13 protein-coding genes are annotated in these 16,460 nt (G+C 40.9%); 4 read left to right on the top strand and 9 right to left on the bottom strand.

Translation table 11 applies throughout. The annotated features are described in order from the left end of the window. Positions 1–109 precede the first annotated feature (109 nt). The gene (locus GDK41_RS13165) at positions 110–1,042 is read right to left on the bottom strand and encodes an alpha/beta fold hydrolase (RefSeq protein WP_152086839.1); all 933 of its coding nucleotides are present in this window, start codon (positions 1,040–1,042) and stop codon (positions 110–112) included. Between the two features lie 138 nt (positions 1,043–1,180). Here GDK41_RS13165 and GDK41_RS13160 point away from each other — a divergent pair, with 138 nt between their 5' ends. After that, positions 1,181–2,008: an AraC family transcriptional regulator gene (locus GDK41_RS13160; protein WP_152086838.1), complete on the top strand. Its 828-nt coding sequence runs from the start codon at positions 1,181–1,183 to the stop codon at positions 2,006–2,008. A 44-nt stretch (positions 2,009–2,052) separates the two neighbouring features. Here the strand turns inward: GDK41_RS13160 and GDK41_RS13155 are convergent, their stop codons facing one another. Next, positions 2,053–3,264: a DUF2268 domain-containing putative Zn-dependent protease gene (locus GDK41_RS13155; RefSeq protein WP_172971620.1), complete on the bottom strand. Its 1,212-nt coding sequence runs from the start codon at positions 3,262–3,264 to the stop codon at positions 2,053–2,055. A gap of 42 nt (positions 3,265–3,306) precedes the next feature. Further along, the gene (locus tag GDK41_RS13150) at positions 3,307–3,711 is read right to left on the bottom strand and encodes a hypothetical protein (RefSeq protein WP_152086836.1); all 405 of its coding nucleotides are present in this window, start codon (positions 3,709–3,711) and stop codon (positions 3,307–3,309) included. Between the two features lie 177 nt (positions 3,712–3,888). On the opposite strand from GDK41_RS13150, the gene GDK41_RS13145 reads away from it, so the two are divergent. Then, positions 3,889–4,575, top strand: a complete 687-nt coding sequence (locus tag GDK41_RS13145; protein ID WP_152086835.1) for a response regulator transcription factor — start codon at positions 3,889–3,891, stop codon at positions 4,573–4,575. Further along, on the top strand, positions 4,572–5,861 hold the full coding sequence (locus GDK41_RS13140; protein WP_152086834.1) for a HAMP domain-containing sensor histidine kinase: 1,290 nt from the start codon (positions 4,572–4,574) through the stop codon (positions 5,859–5,861). The genes GDK41_RS13145 and GDK41_RS13140 overlap by 4 nt, the downstream gene beginning before the upstream one ends. 146 nt (positions 5,862–6,007) lie before the next feature. Here the strand turns inward: GDK41_RS13140 and GDK41_RS13135 are convergent, their stop codons facing one another. Beyond that, positions 6,008–7,888 carry an acyltransferase family protein gene (locus tag GDK41_RS13135; protein WP_152086833.1) on the bottom strand — a complete coding sequence of 627 codons (1,881 nt, stop codon included), beginning with the start codon at positions 7,886–7,888 and terminating at the stop codon, positions 6,008–6,010. A 160-nt stretch (positions 7,889–8,048) separates the two neighbouring features. On the opposite strand from GDK41_RS13135, the gene GDK41_RS13130 reads away from it, so the two are divergent. Beyond that, positions 8,049–9,944: a hypothetical protein gene (locus GDK41_RS13130; protein WP_152086832.1), complete on the top strand. Its 1,896-nt coding sequence runs from the start codon at positions 8,049–8,051 to the stop codon at positions 9,942–9,944. A gap of 406 nt (positions 9,945–10,350) precedes the next feature. Here GDK41_RS13130 and GDK41_RS13125 read toward each other — a convergent pair whose 3' ends face one another. The 5 genes from GDK41_RS13125 to GDK41_RS13105 all read right to left on the bottom strand — a co-directional run bounded on the left by GDK41_RS13125 (position 10,351) and on the right by GDK41_RS13105 (position 16,409). Beyond that, positions 10,351–11,535 carry an acyltransferase family protein gene (locus GDK41_RS13125; RefSeq protein WP_152086831.1) on the bottom strand — a complete coding sequence of 395 codons (1,185 nt, stop codon included), beginning with the start codon at positions 11,533–11,535 and terminating at the stop codon, positions 10,351–10,353. Between the two features lie 165 nt (positions 11,536–11,700). Then, positions 11,701–12,204 carry a hypothetical protein gene (locus GDK41_RS13120; protein ID WP_152086830.1) on the bottom strand — a complete coding sequence of 168 codons (504 nt, stop codon included), beginning with the start codon at positions 12,202–12,204 and terminating at the stop codon, positions 11,701–11,703. A 349-nt stretch (positions 12,205–12,553) separates the two neighbouring features. Continuing rightward, positions 12,554–13,054 carry a hypothetical protein gene (locus GDK41_RS13115; protein WP_152086829.1) on the bottom strand — a complete coding sequence of 167 codons (501 nt, stop codon included), beginning with the start codon at positions 13,052–13,054 and terminating at the stop codon, positions 12,554–12,556. 161 nt (positions 13,055–13,215) lie between these two features. Beyond that, complete coding sequence (locus GDK41_RS13110; protein WP_152086828.1) at positions 13,216–14,076, bottom strand: hypothetical protein; 861 nt, start codon at positions 14,074–14,076, stop codon at positions 13,216–13,218. 2 nt (positions 14,077–14,078) lie between these two features. Continuing rightward, complete coding sequence (locus tag GDK41_RS13105; RefSeq protein ID WP_232056464.1) at positions 14,079–16,409, bottom strand: fimbria/pilus outer membrane usher protein; 2,331 nt, start codon at positions 16,407–16,409, stop codon at positions 14,079–14,081. Positions 16,410–16,460 lie beyond the last annotated feature (51 nt).

Here is a 16,460-nt window from a genome sequence, read left to right as displayed (position 1 = left end):
ACTGCGTTAAATATTTCTCATGTAGAATAACTACATAGCGAAATATTTGCCTTGTTACTAAGCCATTTATCTGTCGCAATATCTGATCACCAATTTAATGCAATTGGTATTATTTCTCTTGCAAGAAGCTAAGTAGGTCTTGATTTAGTCTATCTTTATGCGTATCTGCAAGGCCGTGTGGTGCGCCTTTGTAGATGATAAACTTTGCGCCTTTAATTAGTTTTGCTGATACTTCACCCGATACTTCAATTGGCACCACTTGGTCATCATCACCGTGTATTACAAGCGTAGGTACATCAATTTTTGCTAAATCAGGGCGAAAATCGGTGGCTGAGAATGCGGCAATTGAATCATAAGTGTTTTTAGCGCCGCCCATCATGCCTTGTCTCCAGAAGGATTGAATTAAGCCTTGCGATACTTTTGCGCCCTCACGGTTAAAGCTGTAAAACGGGCCTGATGCAATATCCAAGTATAACTGTGAGCGGTTGTCGTTGGAGGCTTTGCGTATGCCATCAAACAACGCTTTTTCTATGCCATTTGGGTTGGTATCGGTTTTTACCATCAAAGGGGTAACAGCGCTGACCAAGGCAACTTTATTTACGCGCTTTGTGCCATGGCGGCCAATGTAGCGGGCTACTTCACCGCCGCCAGTTGAAAAGCCAACTAATGTGACTTTGTCTAACTTTAATGCATCAAGAACGGCTGCTAAGTCGTCTGCATAATGGTCCATGTCGTTACCTTCCCAAGGCTGGCTTGAGCGACCATGACCACGTCGGTCGTGGGCAATCACACGGTAGCCTTTATCTGCCAGAAATTGCATTTGCGATTCCCAGCTGTCTGAACTGAGCGGCCAGCCGTGGCTGAAAGTTACTACTTCGCCATCTTTAGGGCCCCAATCTTTGTAGTAAAGTTGCACGTTGTCGCTGGTGGTTATAGTGCTCGCGGTACGTTGGTAATGTGTGTCAGCTTGTGCTGCTGTTGCAGATAAAGCTAACACGCTTGTTAAGATGGTAGCTTTAAATAAGTTGGTTAGGTTTTTCATAATCAATCTCCAATGGTTTTAATTTGCTTTTAACAACTGAGCGGGTTGTTTCTTCGCTCTGTTGATGGGTGTTATTGTGCACCGTATTGCGATACTATTTATTACAGATAGTCCTTAAAACATTGCAGATCGTATTTTATGGTAGATCGCCTCGCTTCTTTGTTTGAGCACTTTTCGTTAAGTGCACATACCTTTCAATCGGGCCCGTTATGTGGCACCAACCCTGTTGCTACCGATGGCTCTTTTGGGCAATTGCATTTAATTCGAGAGGGGAGTGTGGAGGTGTGGCATGGTCGCACTAAGGTAAATAGCATTACTGAGCCGAGTTTATTGTTTTATCCGCGTCCGCTTAAAAGGCATTTTGTGGTCGCGCAAGATACGCAAGCACAGTTTTTATGTGCCAATGTCTCATTTGAAGGGAATGATGCAAACCCCATTGCCAATGCGCTGCCCGATAGCTTGTGCTTGCCGCTGACATCACTACCCAATTGCGAAAAGGTCTTGTCGTTATTATTTGAAGAGGCCGAAGCCTGTTACTGTGGGCGTCAAGTGTTGCTCGACAGGCTTTTGGAGGTGTTTTTAGTTCAACTACTTAGAGAGTTGATGGAAAACCAAGTGATTAAAGTGGGTATGCTGGCGGGGCTGGCGCATCAAAACCTGCGCAGGGCCATTGTCGCTATGCATGAAAAGCCAGAAATAGATTGGACCGTAGAGAGCTTAGCGTCTGAGGCGCATATGTCTCGTAGTGTGTTTTCCAATTTATTTCGTGAAACAATCGGCGAAACGCCTGCAAAGTACCTACAAAGTTGGCGCATAGGTTTAGTACAAAAATGGCTAAAAACTGGTATGCCACTTAAGTTAATTGCCGAAGAAGCAGGCTATAAAAGTGAGTCGGCTTTGTCGCGTGCCTTTAAAGCGCAAAGTGGCATGTCACCACGGCAGTGGCTTATACAGAACAATTCATAGCGCCTTATAAAAAGAGGTTTTAAGGCGCTAATAAAAGTAACACGTTAGCTTTTATTTAATTCAAACCTTTGGCCAAATATGTTGGCGATTAGTTTGTATGTTGGCAAATTAGGTTGTTTTACAAATTCGAACTTTACGTCAGCTTCATAGATAAAAAAGGTGTTTTTTGAATCAGGATGAAGCGTAAACGCGGGTTTGCCCGGTAATTTAACTTGTAACCTGTGATCATCTTCACTCAGCAGTATGAATAAGTTTAATCTCTCAGATGAATATTCACCGGTATAGCTTTGCTGTTGTTGTTTGCTAATTACAATTGGGTTTACTAGCAAATTAATCTTTTTTTGGTAGCGCGCTTTATCGGTTGGGTTGTTACTGTCGAGCGCATTAATCGCTCTTTTGTAGGTGTTGATGGCATCTTGGTTTAGCTGGTTTTTGGCGTAAAAGTCGGCCAGTTTTTCTAAACTAGTGCTGTGGTTTTTGATCTCATCAGACAAATCTAAGATCTCAAATGGCGATAGCTCGCTCAACTCAAGTACAGATAAGCGTGCGTTTTTTATGGCTTGCTGAACGATATATGTGCCAGCTTTATACCCTATGTTTTCTCTACCATCAGGGTGCTTACCCATCATCCAAATGTCATAGGGGGCATTGTCAGGTAAGTTTATGATTTCTTTAACCCACTCAGAGGTGGTGCTTGGGTAATTCAACCAACTGTCTTGTACACCACTGTACTTGTCAGCAAACACGGTTGCTAGTCCTTCGTTTACAGCGGCTATCGCAATCCCAGGGCCAAATTTATTTCCTTCAATTGTCCAGCCTCGGGCAAGGTGATGATACTCATGATACAGCGTGTTTTTTAAGCCTTTGGCAATCGCTTCATTCATTCCTTTTGTGTACGTTTTAGCGATATCAAGGTTGATAGACGTTGGCGTTTGGGCAATACCCGACACGCCACCTACTTTGTCTAAATCCCTATCAACGAGAGAAATATTAACAGTCACATGTTGGGGAAACTGAGGCAGTAACGTTTTGCTATGTTTGGTGACGCTATACACAGTGTTGGTTAGCATCTTTTTTTGTTGTGGACTAATAAATTGTGCAGCGTTGCTGTCAAAGTTAATCGCAGCGCCATGTTTTACGTTTACGTGCTCGTTGGCAATGCTACTAAAGCTAGCTAGCATAATAGCTACAATAACCGATATTGTGCAGTACATACCGTTTTGTGAATGGTTTTTTTTGAAGTTAAATAAAGTCATAAGATTACCTCTTAATGGCGGCATTAGCGGATGGAAGGGAGCTTATCGTTGTGCTAATTTTTGCAGTGTTTTGAGTAGTTGCTGACGTTGCTCTTGGTCTAATTGGCTGTGCAAGGCGGCAAGGTCATTAAGCATATTTTCTACTTTAGTATCGACTTGAGTCTGCCAATGCCTATAAGACTTCATCATGTAGTCAACGTCCATGTTGTCGCTTTGAATAAGACCAAGCATGTAGGTTTTCGCTTGGGCTTTGTCGGCTTGTATTGTTTCTCCAAAAAGCTTTACCGACCTAGCTGCGTTCAATGCAAGAGAGGCTTGTTGTTCAGACAGGTTTTGCGTTTTAAGCAGTAGTTTCATTATATCTTCGTTGGCATATGCCGGTGGCGTGCTAAAGGTGTTTAAGCTCAGTAAAGATATGGCTGCAATTGTAAAAAGAGGGTTTTTCATTTTTGTATCCTATTTAAAGCGTTTGGTTTGCTGTTTGTGTTACCAAGGATACGCCAATGAATAAAAGTTACTTTTCTGCGGGGCAACGCTATGTAACGAAACGTAACATTTAGTGAGCGCAAGCAAATAGGCTGTTATTATGAACAATAGCAAGCGTGTATGAGCTAAGGAAATTCGGTGAAAACAGTATTAATGATTGATGACGACCCTACATTATGTGCGCGTCTGCAAGAGTACGTTGCTCAGTATGATATAGCGTTACTTACATGTGGTACGCCATCAGCAGGTCTGAGTGTATTGGCTGAGAAAACGCCAGATATAATACTTTTAGATGTTATGCTACCTGAAAAAGATGGGTTTACCGTGTGCAAAGAGATCCGCGAGCAATACGACACACCGATTATAATGCTTACAGCTAGGGGCGAGTTAACAGATAAAGTATTAGGCCTTGAGATAGGTGCGGATGATTATTTAGCGAAGCCTTTTGAGCCAAGAGAGTTGGTTGCAAGGATCAAGGTGTTGTTACGACGAAATAACACAATGGCCAAAAAAGAGACTAAATGGTCGTTTTTAGGGTTAGATATTTATCCTGACCACCATAAAGTGACACTAGAAGGGCAGCAAGTTGACTTTACAGGAATGGAATTTAGGTTGCTCACTTTGTTGGCTGGCAATCCTTGTCGAGTGTTTAACCGAGATGAGTTACTCCATGAGTTAAAAGGCATGAACTCTGACGTATATAGCCGTTCCGTGGATATATTACTGAGTCGATTACGAAGCAAGCTTAAAGACTCGGCTCAAAGCCCTAAATATATTAAAACGATACGTAATATGGGCTACTGTTTTGTAGGTAAGCGGCTGTGAACTTTCCAAAATTTGGTTTGTTTAGTCGCTTTTTTGCGTTATTTGGCGCTTCAACAATTTTATTAGGGCTTTGTTTTGTTGCCGCGTATTTTGTTATGAGTGAAGAGCAGGCGCTAAGGCAGCTTGACCTTAGATATAAAGCAATGCAGGCATTTTTTAAAAGCATTGAGTCCACATCACCACAGCACTACCAAATTCATCAGTATGCAGAGCAAATTAAGGGCGATATTGCCATTGAAAGGCAAGGCCAGCGTTTTAGTAATATTACTGACTTTCCCAGTATTGCCACCTTGCTTGAACATGCTAGCCCTTTCAAAGCGGTTTTTTACGCCAAATATCACTCTAAATACTACTTACTTTATCAGCTGCCTGATGGTTGGGTCGCTATTACATCAACGCCTTTTAACCTTTTAGTTTATTCAAAATGGGTGGTGTATTGGCCTTGGTTACTGGCAATTACCATTCTCTGTGCAAGCTATGGGATATTGCGCTATTGGTTAACCCCTCTGATGGATATGTTTTCGGTTGTAAAACAGGTGTCTAAAGGTGACTTCACGCAAAGCATTGAGCGCATTCCAAATAATGAGTTTGCAGAGCTAATACAAGGCGTGAATAAAATGATTGCAGACTTAAATACCATGTTTGAGGCTAAAAACGAGTTATTACTGGCAGTAAGCCATGAGTTAAGAACGCCGTTGGCGCATATGCAGGTGTCTTTAGCAATGAGTCACAAAGACAAGCATATAGAAAAAGTTACTCAAGATATTCAACACATGGAGCAGCTGATCGAACAACTGGTAGAAGGAGAGAGGCTGCGTTCGGGCCATCAAGCACTGCACTTAACCAATAATTACTTGCCAGCACTGATAGATGAAATTTTAGCTGAGTCTATTTCATTTCAACGTATACGGCGGGTTGGCGAGGTGCCTGATGTCGTGTTGCGTGTTGATGTGGGACGCTTTAAGTTTTTAATACGGAATTTATTGAATAATGCGTTAAAGCATAACAATAACGATGTTGAATGTTGGCTTGAAGTAACAGCCGATGATAACAATTTAACCTTGGTGGTTGCTGATCAAGGCCGAGGCATTTCCAAAGCAGCACTGTCTCATTTATTCGAACCCTTTTATAGGGTGAGCAAAGTGGCCTATCGAGACGCAAAAGGGATAGGGCTCGGCCTTTGCTTGTGCAAAAGCATTGTTGAAGCTCATGGCGGTTCAATAGAAGTAGAAAGCAAGCTAGGAAAAGGAACACGTTTTATCGCTTTTTTACCTGTTTGCCAATAATTAGTCATTAAATAACTCATCGCGTTTGCTCTTAAAAAGAGCGAATCAGTGTTCAAGATGTTGAGTTCCAAAAGTATCTTAAAAGGGGCTGTGGTTTAAAAACACAGCCCCTTTGTGGTATGCGATGATGTTTACATTATGTTTTGCTAGTTAGCCGCTGCTGTGTTTTTAGAGTTTATTATCTTTTTAGAAACTAGATCGGTTGCTAACGTAGATGGATGATCAGCATCAAAGTACAAAATACGTCCCTCCCTAATCGCATAACAATGCGACTCATCGCAATAGGTATCTTTTACATCCACCCAAGTAACGTTATTGGGGTATTGAGTGCTGTTTATGTGATCAAAAATCAATTTGTTTTGCGTTAGATATTGCTCTGTCGATTGACCCTCAATAGAGGAAGACAGCTTATGTTGTAGTAGTCGCCTTGTCATTAATGCACCGACGGTTGTGCTGATCTCAGGTATAGGAGATACAATAAAAACTTGTTGTTTGTGTTTTGCCAACTCTTTGACTGTATTATCTAATGTTGCTAACGACAATAATCCCTTTTTACTTAGAGTTTTATTAGCACTGCCAATATGAAGGCCAAGAATGCTACTTAATCGGTGGCTGATGACAACATGTTTAATGCGTGTATCTTCAATAATATGTTTTACTGCATTTTGATACCATTGAGTGCAAAGTTGCTTTGATTCAGTGTCAAAGTCTGGAAAGCACCCTTGGTAACTAAACTGTTTTAATGCAATATCTTGTTCTTTGAGCGCATTTGCCAGGGAATATGACAGTTCTATAGAGTGGCTATCGCCCAGTACCGCCCAAGTAACCTCACCATCATAATACTCGCATGCCTTCGCTGGCTCTTCGTAGTTACCTAATTCAACTGCACAGTGCCTCATTGGGCTCTTTAAACCACCAGAAAATCCTTCAAACCGGCTATTTAAGCCATTTTGAACATATACTAATGCTGAAAGTACTGCCACTAAAGCTGTTGCATATATGTATTTGAGTTTGAAAATGGCAGTCCAACTGTTGGCTTTTTGAAAGCGTATTGTTTCAACCCATTTCCAACTAAGAAAACCTAACGCAACAGAAGACAAAACACCTAATAAAAGTATTGGCCAAGATTGAATTTCAAGCTTATAGGCTACAACGACTAGTGGCCAATGCCACAGATAAATTGAGTAAGACCATGTGCCTATTTTTTGAAATACCGGGTTACCCGTGAATACACTATTGCTTCGCTGAGCTTGTATTATAAAAAACGTGCCTAATACAGGAAAGAGTGCGGCGTATCCGGGCCAAGCTGTTTCACTAGAGAACAATACGTAGGAGCCAATTACTAAGGTGATACCTGTGTATTCCAACCACCTTTTTTTGCTTGTACTTAGTGTGAAAGGATATAGATATGCAAGGCCGCCGAGCGTCATTTCCCAAGCCCTTGTGAAAAATAAATAATACGCTGAGCTTGGTGAATTTAAAGTCATGTTTACACTGTATAAAAAGCCAATAGCGGTTGTGGCTAGAAGGATGCCCTTTATTGCATTGAGCGAGATAAATCGTCGCAATAGCACCAGAATAATTGGGTAAACGATATAAAACTGCCATTCAACCGACAGAGACCATGTATGCAGTAGCCACTTTTCATGTGAGGTTGCGTCAAAGTACCCTGACTCTGTGAGGTAAATTACATTAGAGAGAAAGCTCAAACTTGCGGCGGCATGTTTACCCAAGGAGCGGTACTCTATTGGAGAGAGGTAAAACCACCCCAACAGTAACAATACTGTACATAAGACTAGTAAAGGAGGGATGATTCTATTTGCGCGAGCAAGATAAAACCTCAGTAATGAGAAGGTGTTAGTCTCAAGTCCTTTCATGATTATGCCAGTCATTAAAAAGCCTGAAATGACAAAAAAGACGTCAACCCCAGCAAATCCTCCGGGCATCCAATTATCATTAAAATGAAATAGTAAAACAGCCAACACTGCAATGGCTCTCAAGCCATTTATATCCTTCCTGAATTCCAAGTTTTGTTCCCAACCGAGTCATTATTACGTGCATTTTATAGGAATGAAGGTTTAAAAAAAACTAGCGTAAAGGTTGTGCTGATTTTCGGTATAAAAATTTGTTTTTTATAGGTACAATTGCGATTTTTTAAAATAACCTCTTAAACAATGGAATGAAATAATGAAATACAGTCCTTTGCTACTTGCCTGTAGCCTTGTTTTGACCGGATGTGGTGGTTCATCTGGTAGTAATTCACCTTCAACAACACCTGATAACTCAACGAGTCCTCCTGTAGTGTCAAATACTGCACCTACGTTAAGTGGTATTTTTACTGTGGATGTGAGTGCTAAAACAGAGTTTAACTTTGTACTAAATACTCAAGACAAAGAAGGTGATGAGTTATCTATTAGTATTGATAATCAGCCACAATGGTTAAGCTACACCATTGAAAATGATCAGGTAAAGTTGACTGCTACACCAGGTTTCTTAGATATCGCTAATCATGTCTATGAGATCAGCGTTTCTGATGGAGATAAGTCAACGAGCTATGATTTAGCGGTTAATATTCTAGATAACCCCCAAAAATGGGAAGACCTAGAGGTATCACCATCAGAATTTTTGGGTGCATGGGAAGGTGCAAATCAAGAGTTTGGTATTGTATTTAATGATAATGACCAAGGTGTATTAATTGATAGCAACGAGTTGAGCAGATTTGAATATGATGCCCAGTCTCTCAAGAGGATTGATTTGTTCACGTATGGTTGTATCTATAACTGTTATTCGCAATCAGTGACAAGCGTACAGGTTATCGCCAAGTCGAGTAATAAACTGTACGTTGCATATAAAGATAGTTCGGGCGATGTTAAGCCTATAATGCTAAATAAGGTTCAACCTCATTCAAGTGATAAGCTATTTGCAACGCCTTCTGATTATTCTTCCTACTCCGCTTTGAGTTATTTAAACAGTTCACAAACCAGAGATTCAAGCATAGAAGCCCGAGCGCATATGCCTAGTAACTACACATCATATGATGGAAGTAACATGCATTATACGACCTTTACATTGCAAGGTACGTATGATTCAGATACAGGTCGCTTTAACGCTCATAAAAAGTCGTTTGATAGGGACTATCGAATTTCTTACCCTGATGAGGCGGTAGACTTTACTGTAACTTACGACTCGGTTGAAGTGATTGGAGAAGTACAAGGGCACTTAGTAATAAAAACGAAGTATCATTACAAACCGACCAATAGCGATGTTGTGATAACAGAGCAAATAAGTGATTTTATGGCTATCAAGTCTGATCTTATTGCATACCCTATAGTACCTGTAAGCGATGTAAACCCAGAGCTTGCGATTGGCTCAACTTACACCGGTAGGCTTGTGTCAACATATGATGAAATTAAAGTAGGTGGTTATGATTACAGCGGTGGCGTGGAGTTTACTATAACGGGTGAAACAACAGGTATTGCTAAGCTTGAAACTGCCGGTAAGTCTAATTCTACGACCTTACCTTTTACGTACGTTAAAAATGGCTCAGAGCTGACAGTTGAATTTAATGGTAAAAGTAATAAGTTTAACTTTTATTCGTACCCGAACGGCCAAGTTATCATGAGCTTACAAACGGTAAACAAAGACAGCGGCAAAATTGTCAACACTACGGGTTATTATCATTATGAAGTAGATCAGAATATATCGGCTGAAGATTATTATGGTACGTTTGAACACATGAACTATGCATGGGAGTATTACGACCGTATGTATTTAAGTGCGGATAAAACGCTTTTTAGAATGAGCTCAGATTTGCTCATTCCTGAAGAAAGCGACTATTTTAAGGTTGAAGCAGATGGCAGTTTCTCAATACTCTCTAGCAGAAAATGTAAAAATGCAGAGCTAGTCGACTTTGCAGCTTGCCAAACATACCTTTCAGATATTGGGTATTCGCACTTAGTCAGAAATCTTAAAATCCTTAAAAAAGAAAATGATATATATACATTCAAATATACTTCTATGTATACCAGTGAGACAGAGAAGGAAATGTATGAAGGAACTAGAAGATTTAAAAAGCTAAATTAGAACGCCTCCATGTCACGAGAGTAACTGGATGACTCTAGCATCCAGTTATACCAATTTTATTAATACATTGATCATTCTAGCGAGCTAAATAACTCATTAACTGCGTTAAATATTTCTCATGTAGAATAACTACATAGCGAAATATTTGCCTTGTTACTAAGCCACTTATCTTTCGCAATATCTGATCACTAATTTAATGCAATTGGTATTACTCACTTTTTATCCCTTGCTGCGGTTCCTAATAACCTTGGAATGGCAATCTCTTTGTACTATTTGCTGCAAAATTTGATAAGTGGCTTATTTATTTAGTGTTGCGGCTTATCAATACTTGACGCACTTGCCAGTGTTTTAAATATAACAGTATCTGGGTTTGTAAGTAGGCAACCAACATTCATATTGCACTGTTTTAGTTTGTGTTCTGATTTACAACATATTGATTTGTTGCGTGAGCAGTTCGTTTGCCATTGAGTAACAGACCGATCACGGTACCTCTAACTAAATAATGATAGCTTATGAGCCCAATGCCTAATGTTGCGCATACAGAGATGATAAATTTTAAAAACACCGACAAATCGGTGTTTATCAAAGGGAGCTGAATATAGAGCAAAATAGGAACATGGCTCAGGTAAATCCAATATGAAGCATCAGATAAATAGCGACTGGTTGCATTTTGCTTGTTTAACCATAGGTAGCCTGCTAAAAACACGCTCGCGGTCCAGCTTAAAATGGCAACAGTTTGTACGATAACCGCCCAAGGGTTAAAGTGCTCAGGTACAAATGCCCCAAGTCGGGCTGCTTCAATCATTTTCTCTAACGTTGGTGCAGGAGGTAGAAGAGCAAAATAGGCCAGTAAAGAGAACACCGCAAGTAAAAAAAGCCCTCCAAGACACCGGCGAGTGTGAATTATTTTTTTATGATGATGAAATAACCCAGCTCCTACTATAAATAACACACCATAAAAACCAAAAGACCAGCCCATTGGCATTATTTTATCAGGCGGGGGAAAGGGCACAGCTTGGCTACTCATTGCGAATGTAATAATAATTGGAAGTATCATGCACAAAAATAGTGGCTTTACGCTAAGCGAAAGTAGAACTTGGTATAACTTTTGGTAGTGGCTTATTAACCAAAGCAGCAAGCAAAATTGACTCAAATTCCATATAAACCATAAGTGCATTGTAGTGATAACTGGCTCATCAACCGATTTAAATACCGTGAACAGCAGAGGAAGAGTGTCTAAGAAGCTGCTACTCCAGCTTATAGCATGTACAACGCAAATAAGCGTAAGGGGTAAAAAAATGATAAACGGTATCAATAATCGTTTTAAGCGGTCTGTCATAAATGCATTTGGGCCACGTTTGCTAATTAATAGCGCTGCGCAAAACCCTGCGATAACAAAGAACAGGGGCATTCTAAATAAGTGAGTCCATATCGCTAGGTAATTGAAAAGCACATGATTAGATGGGTCTGCGCTAAACCACATGGTCGAAAAATAAGGTCCGTAAGCCAGTGCAGCGTGAAAAACAATGCCAAACAGCAAGGCGATGCTGCGTAAGTTGTCGATATAATGAAAGCGCTCTGTAGTGTTCATCAGTTTATCCTTAACTAACTGAACCTTAGTTTATGTGGGCAGTAATTAAAATGAGTGGCTGCTCATAGCCCAATGTAAGTCTATATACTGCCTAAATTAGTGCCTTATTTAAATAATACCTTGGTGTAAGCCAAAAACAGTGATGATGCCCAGTGTTTATTTTGGTTAATATGCTCTGACAGTAACGGTAATGGTGTCTGAATAAGTGCCAGATTCATTGAGCCCGTTAGACAGAGGCGTAATTTTAAGAAGCGTTGATTCAGTTTCACCAGTATTGCTGGTGCCAGCGGAAGTCGCTTTCTCGTGGGTATAAGTGCCAGCTTTTAAGTCTATTCCCGTTTTATCACCGATGCTTAGCGTGTAAGCTAACTTGCTGCCTTGGCTATTGTCGGCCACTAAATAGCCGCCATTGGCAGAGCTATACTCCGTCGTTGCATTGTCATCAGTATTGCACCAAACATCGAGCGTGCCGATTTCTTGAGCTGTTTGTGACGCATCCAAAGTGAGGGTGGTAATATTGTTCGAACCACTACTAGTTTTACACAGCGGCTCGACAGTGCCTGCAAATGAAAACTTGGCTTGATTTGTTGTTTGATCAGTGACTTCGGTGGTTGCTGGTAATGACAAAGCAGCTGAAACCACTAATAACGATTTGAGTAGTATGTTCATATCACCTCCTTACGCCTAAATTATAATGCAATTGTGAGGCTTGCAAATAATTGATACTCATAAAAAAGATATGTTTGTTCCAAATCAATCTCATACGATGTTTTGTTTCATAGCGCGAGCTATCGTGCTTAAAAATGACTTATATATTAGGGTATCGGCAGGCTAAGTAATATTTATAGCTAATAAATGATAAAGAATGGAAAAAGATTAATTCGGGTAAGAAAAATAAGCTGGGTAAGTAATAAAAATTTATGCCAGAGCGCAATGATTGGCTCCGGCATAGTCACTCTATGCTGTTAGGAAAGCACTAAGAGTATAATCAAAGGAAAGTGAGTTATTTTAACTGTTATTAGTTAGGGCTTACAGTTACAGTGATCGTATCTGAGTATGTACCTGCGTCATCTAAACCATTTGATTTTGGTGTGATTTTTAACAAAGTAGCTTCGGTTTGACCTGTCACACCCGTTCCAGCAAGTGTTGTTAAGTGCTTGTAGCTACCTGTTTGTAAGTCAATGTTTGTTGTATCGCCAATATCTAAGGTATAAGCAATTTTGCTGCCTTGAGCGTTACCAGCTTTTAAAAAACCGCCGTTTGCTGAAGTGTACTCAGTCGTTGCATTTCGACCCGTGTTACACCATACATCTAACGTACCAATTGTTTGCGTTTCTTGTGATGCATCAAGTTTTAGACCCGTGACGCTGTTGGTGCCACTGCTCGTTTTACAAAGTGGAGCAATAGTTCCTTCAAATGAGAAGCTTGCCTGATTGCCCGTTGAAGAAGTAACAGCTGCAGCAGCCGACAGTGATGTAATTGCAGACGCAACAAATAATGTCTTAAGTAATGTGTTCATGGTGTTTTCCCCTGAAAAGTACAGCATTTATATATTTTGATAATTAGGTTTTTACCTATTTACTATACTTAAGCATGAGGCGTGCCAACTTTATTCTACTTCGTGTTTTGAACTCGTTGTTTGCGATTGTTTAAATTTATTTTATATTTTAAATCAAATATTTACCTTGGGTATACGGTAAGTGATAAATGATCGCGATAGATCCCTGCTGGCATCATTTCGGTATTACCTAATATAAATTCAAAGCCAAACCACTTATTTCTGACGCCGGGGTAGAAATTATAACTGCGTATCAGGCGCTCCGAGGACGAAATTTTGACGTTGTCAAAACCAAGGGTGTAATCGATTAGTGAGCTGCTGTCAGTTTCGTGGCGTAGGCCGTTGTATTCTGAATCTAAAACGATATCGTAAGAGCTGTTACTAAGTACTTTGATACCCCAGTAAAAGCGCATATTACTTCTGAGTTCTCCTAAATCAATTTGGTAGTTTCCACTGCTGCCTGAGACTTTTCCTTGGCTTGCACTATCTAGGGTGATCGCTACCTGCGGCTGGGAGTCATAGGTGATGTCCAAATATTGCTCTTTGATCACGCGATTACGGCGTACGATAGAAACTTTAACGCTGCCATAGTAAGCACCTGCAGGAAACAAACTATAGTGTTTTAAGCGGATCCACATTTGTGTTGTGTGGTTAGATAACGGTGTGCGCCAAATACCATTGCGTGACCACATATTGTTAAATTGGGCGTCGAGTAAATTGGCATATTTGTATTCTGTTGGTCCTGCAAATACCAAAGAATAGTAATAAACATCTTCTATGCGGATCTCATCTGCACAGCCAAGTAATGCATCGGATACTTGTATTTTCAGCGGCAGGTAGACAGAGACTTGGTTGCCATGTTCTTCTATTACTTCAGAAGCACTGGAGGTGACAACTAAGTTGCCCTTACAACGCTTTGCTTGCGCTTCAGGGGCTACAATCCAATAACTGAGAACAAGCAGTAAAACAACCTTTAATTTCATTCTTATAAGTCTCCTTTTGACTGTGCTTGTTCAAGTTTAATGGTACCCAATCTGATAAATCTTGTGTCAGTGTCTGCAATGCTAAACGTGCCTTTTACGTCATTTAATTCAATAATATATTCGCCAATGCTAACCCCTTCTACGACAAAGCGCCCGACGCGATTAGTGAAAAAGGGACGACGAAGTGGTTGGCTATTGTCATTTTTGTGTCGTTTAGTGACGTGCCCACGTTGCATTGCAATAGCTGTGCCTTTTGCGTCTACAAGGGTACCCATGACAGTATAAGACAGCTCTGATCCTACTTGGATGTGATGGCCAGTATTGGCGCCACCCGCAATAAGGTACATTCCTGGTCCCCAGTCGTAACCTAATGGCGCTTCTGGAACATTAATATTAAATTGGCTGTTAGTATATCCTGAGCCAAGGTTGAGTAATGCACCAATTTTATTACTTGGTTTTGTTTGAGCACGCCCAAGTCTATCGACATTGACTAATACATCATTATTTTTTAGCGTTTTATGCTTGGTTACGACGGCAAACGGTGCGGTGGTGGTTGCGCCCATCCCTAGATGTCCATCAGCTAAACCTATGCTTGTTGAGAGGTTTAATCCTGCGCTACTTTCAGCACTTAAGTTGGCGCGAGTATAATTTGCGGCATTAACATCGGCTCTGAAAAACGCGCCTGTGTAGCTTGCTCTGAGCTGCTCTTGTCTGTAGTTGTTGCCCTTCTCGGCCCGCAATTCATAGCCATAATCATTAAGATAGTTATGATTGGTTTTGGCATAGCTGGCATTTGCTACTTTAGTTGCACTGTTGTACTGCGCCCTGGTGCGGGTGCTATCGTCTCGATTGTAGCCATTCCAAGTAAAACTCAACACAAACTGGTTTTGCGAGATGGCTCTAATATCATCACTTGAACTGTGGTTAAAGCCCACCTTTACACGTATGTCTTCATAACGAAAATTAACGTTGGCGGATGCATTTTTGGTTGTTAAATCATCGTCATTGACGTTACGAGTTGCAGTAAGGTTTAAATCAATGTAGTCATCGATTATGTAGCTGTAATCAAAAAATGCTCGAGTATTATCAGAAATCGTATTAAAGGTTTGCCATGGCGTATTGGTAAAATTGTTTTTTATTTCATAGCCTAAACGCAAGTTTGGTGAGCCATAGTGGCCATGACCAAAAATACTGTGTTCTGTTTCTATAGAGAATGCTTTGCCGCGCAGGGAATTTACCTCGCTATGGGAGTAGCGCAGTGATATGTTCCCCAAAGGGCTATTGATTGTAGCAATAGAGCCTAATACATGACCAAGAGGATGAACGGCGCCATTAACACCTAAAGTGAGCTTGTCATTAACGCCGTACTCATAATGCCCCGATATCAATAGCTCATCGTCATAGTGATAGCGATTGTTACTCAGCGATGAAACATACCCAACTTTGAAGGCGTAGTCACTGAGCCCTGCGGCTAATAATCGGGCATTATAGTGAGTGGTAAAATGGAAATCTTGTGTTTCGCCATTGGCATATCTGGCGACAACGTGAATGTTGTTAACACCTGAAGTGAGCGGTAGATCACTTAAATCATAACGACCAGCCCTTAATTTTAGTCTAGAGATTAAAAACTCATTGATAAAAACCTCTAGTGTTGCTGGGCGTGGTAATACAAACTGCTGGCTATTACTTGGGGTGATACGTCGTTGTGGCTGCAATTTAGAATAAGCTTTTTCAACACCTAACCCTGCAAGTTGAATACCTGATAGATGGCCTGTATTGTTAACTTGGGTATCGCCGATGGTAAAACGCATTGGTAAGTCAGGCCTGTCGTAAAATGCAAAGGTATCACCACGATAAAAATGATTGTCTCTGTTGTCACCATTTTCCCAAAAGGCAGAGCTGCGTATATTTAATCCCCCTGCGCCCCCAATGTTGGCGTTCATTAGCCATTCGAATTGGCTATGCTCGGCGTTGCTGTTGTCAGCTCTTTCATGATTGAAATTCAAGTTATTAAGCATGGCCCATGAGGCTTCACCTTTTGGTGGTTCAAAGTGTCGGTCTTTACCATATGTAAGGCGGTCTGTGGACATTGCAGACTCAGATAACGACATGTCAATCGTCAAGTCTTGCGGCTGCAGTGTTAATGATATGCCCTGTGCCTTTAGCTCTTCAATGGTAACGTCTTGCTCACCTTTACTTGCCAACCAAGCCAGTACTTTATTGCTGAACACATTGCGCAAGTTGTTCTTCAGTTCAGCCGCTGGCACAGACTTTAAATCAAAACCGTCGACGGCGGCAGAAACTAGCCCGATTTCGGCAACATTCAGCCGCACGGGAAACTCCATATGATAAATCGCGGCCAGGGTGGGGCGGTTCCATACTAA

This window comes from Pseudoalteromonas sp. A25 (genome assembly GCF_009176705.1).
GTDB lineage: Bacteria > Pseudomonadota > Gammaproteobacteria > Enterobacterales > Alteromonadaceae > Pseudoalteromonas.
Note: the sequence above shows the minus strand (reverse complement) of the source record. Positions and strands in the feature narration are given on the sequence as shown.

Coding starts and splice junctions, on each gene's coding strand:
- GDK41_RS13165 (WP_152086839.1), bottom strand. CDS start 1,042: ATGAAAAACCTAACCAACTTATTTAAAGCTACCATCTTAACAAGCGTG.
- GDK41_RS13160 (WP_152086838.1), top strand. CDS start 1,181: ATGGTAGATCGCCTCGCTTCTTTGTTTGAGCACTTTTCGTTAAGTGCA.
- GDK41_RS13155 (WP_172971620.1), bottom strand. CDS start 3,264: ATGACTTTATTTAACTTCAAAAAAAACCATTCACAAAACGGTATGTAC.
- GDK41_RS13150 (WP_152086836.1), bottom strand. CDS start 3,711: ATGAAAAACCCTCTTTTTACAATTGCAGCCATATCTTTACTGAGCTTA.
- GDK41_RS13130 (WP_152086832.1), top strand. CDS start 8,049: ATGAAATACAGTCCTTTGCTACTTGCCTGTAGCCTTGTTTTGACCGGA.
- GDK41_RS13125 (WP_152086831.1), bottom strand. CDS start 11,535: ATGAACACTACAGAGCGCTTTCATTATATCGACAACTTACGCAGCATC.
- GDK41_RS13120 (WP_152086830.1), bottom strand. CDS start 12,204: ATGAACATACTACTCAAATCGTTATTAGTGGTTTCAGCTGCTTTGTCA.
- GDK41_RS13115 (WP_152086829.1), bottom strand. CDS start 13,054: ATGAACACATTACTTAAGACATTATTTGTTGCGTCTGCAATTACATCA.
- GDK41_RS13110 (WP_152086828.1), bottom strand. CDS start 14,076: ATGAAATTAAAGGTTGTTTTACTGCTTGTTCTCAGTTATTGGATTGTA.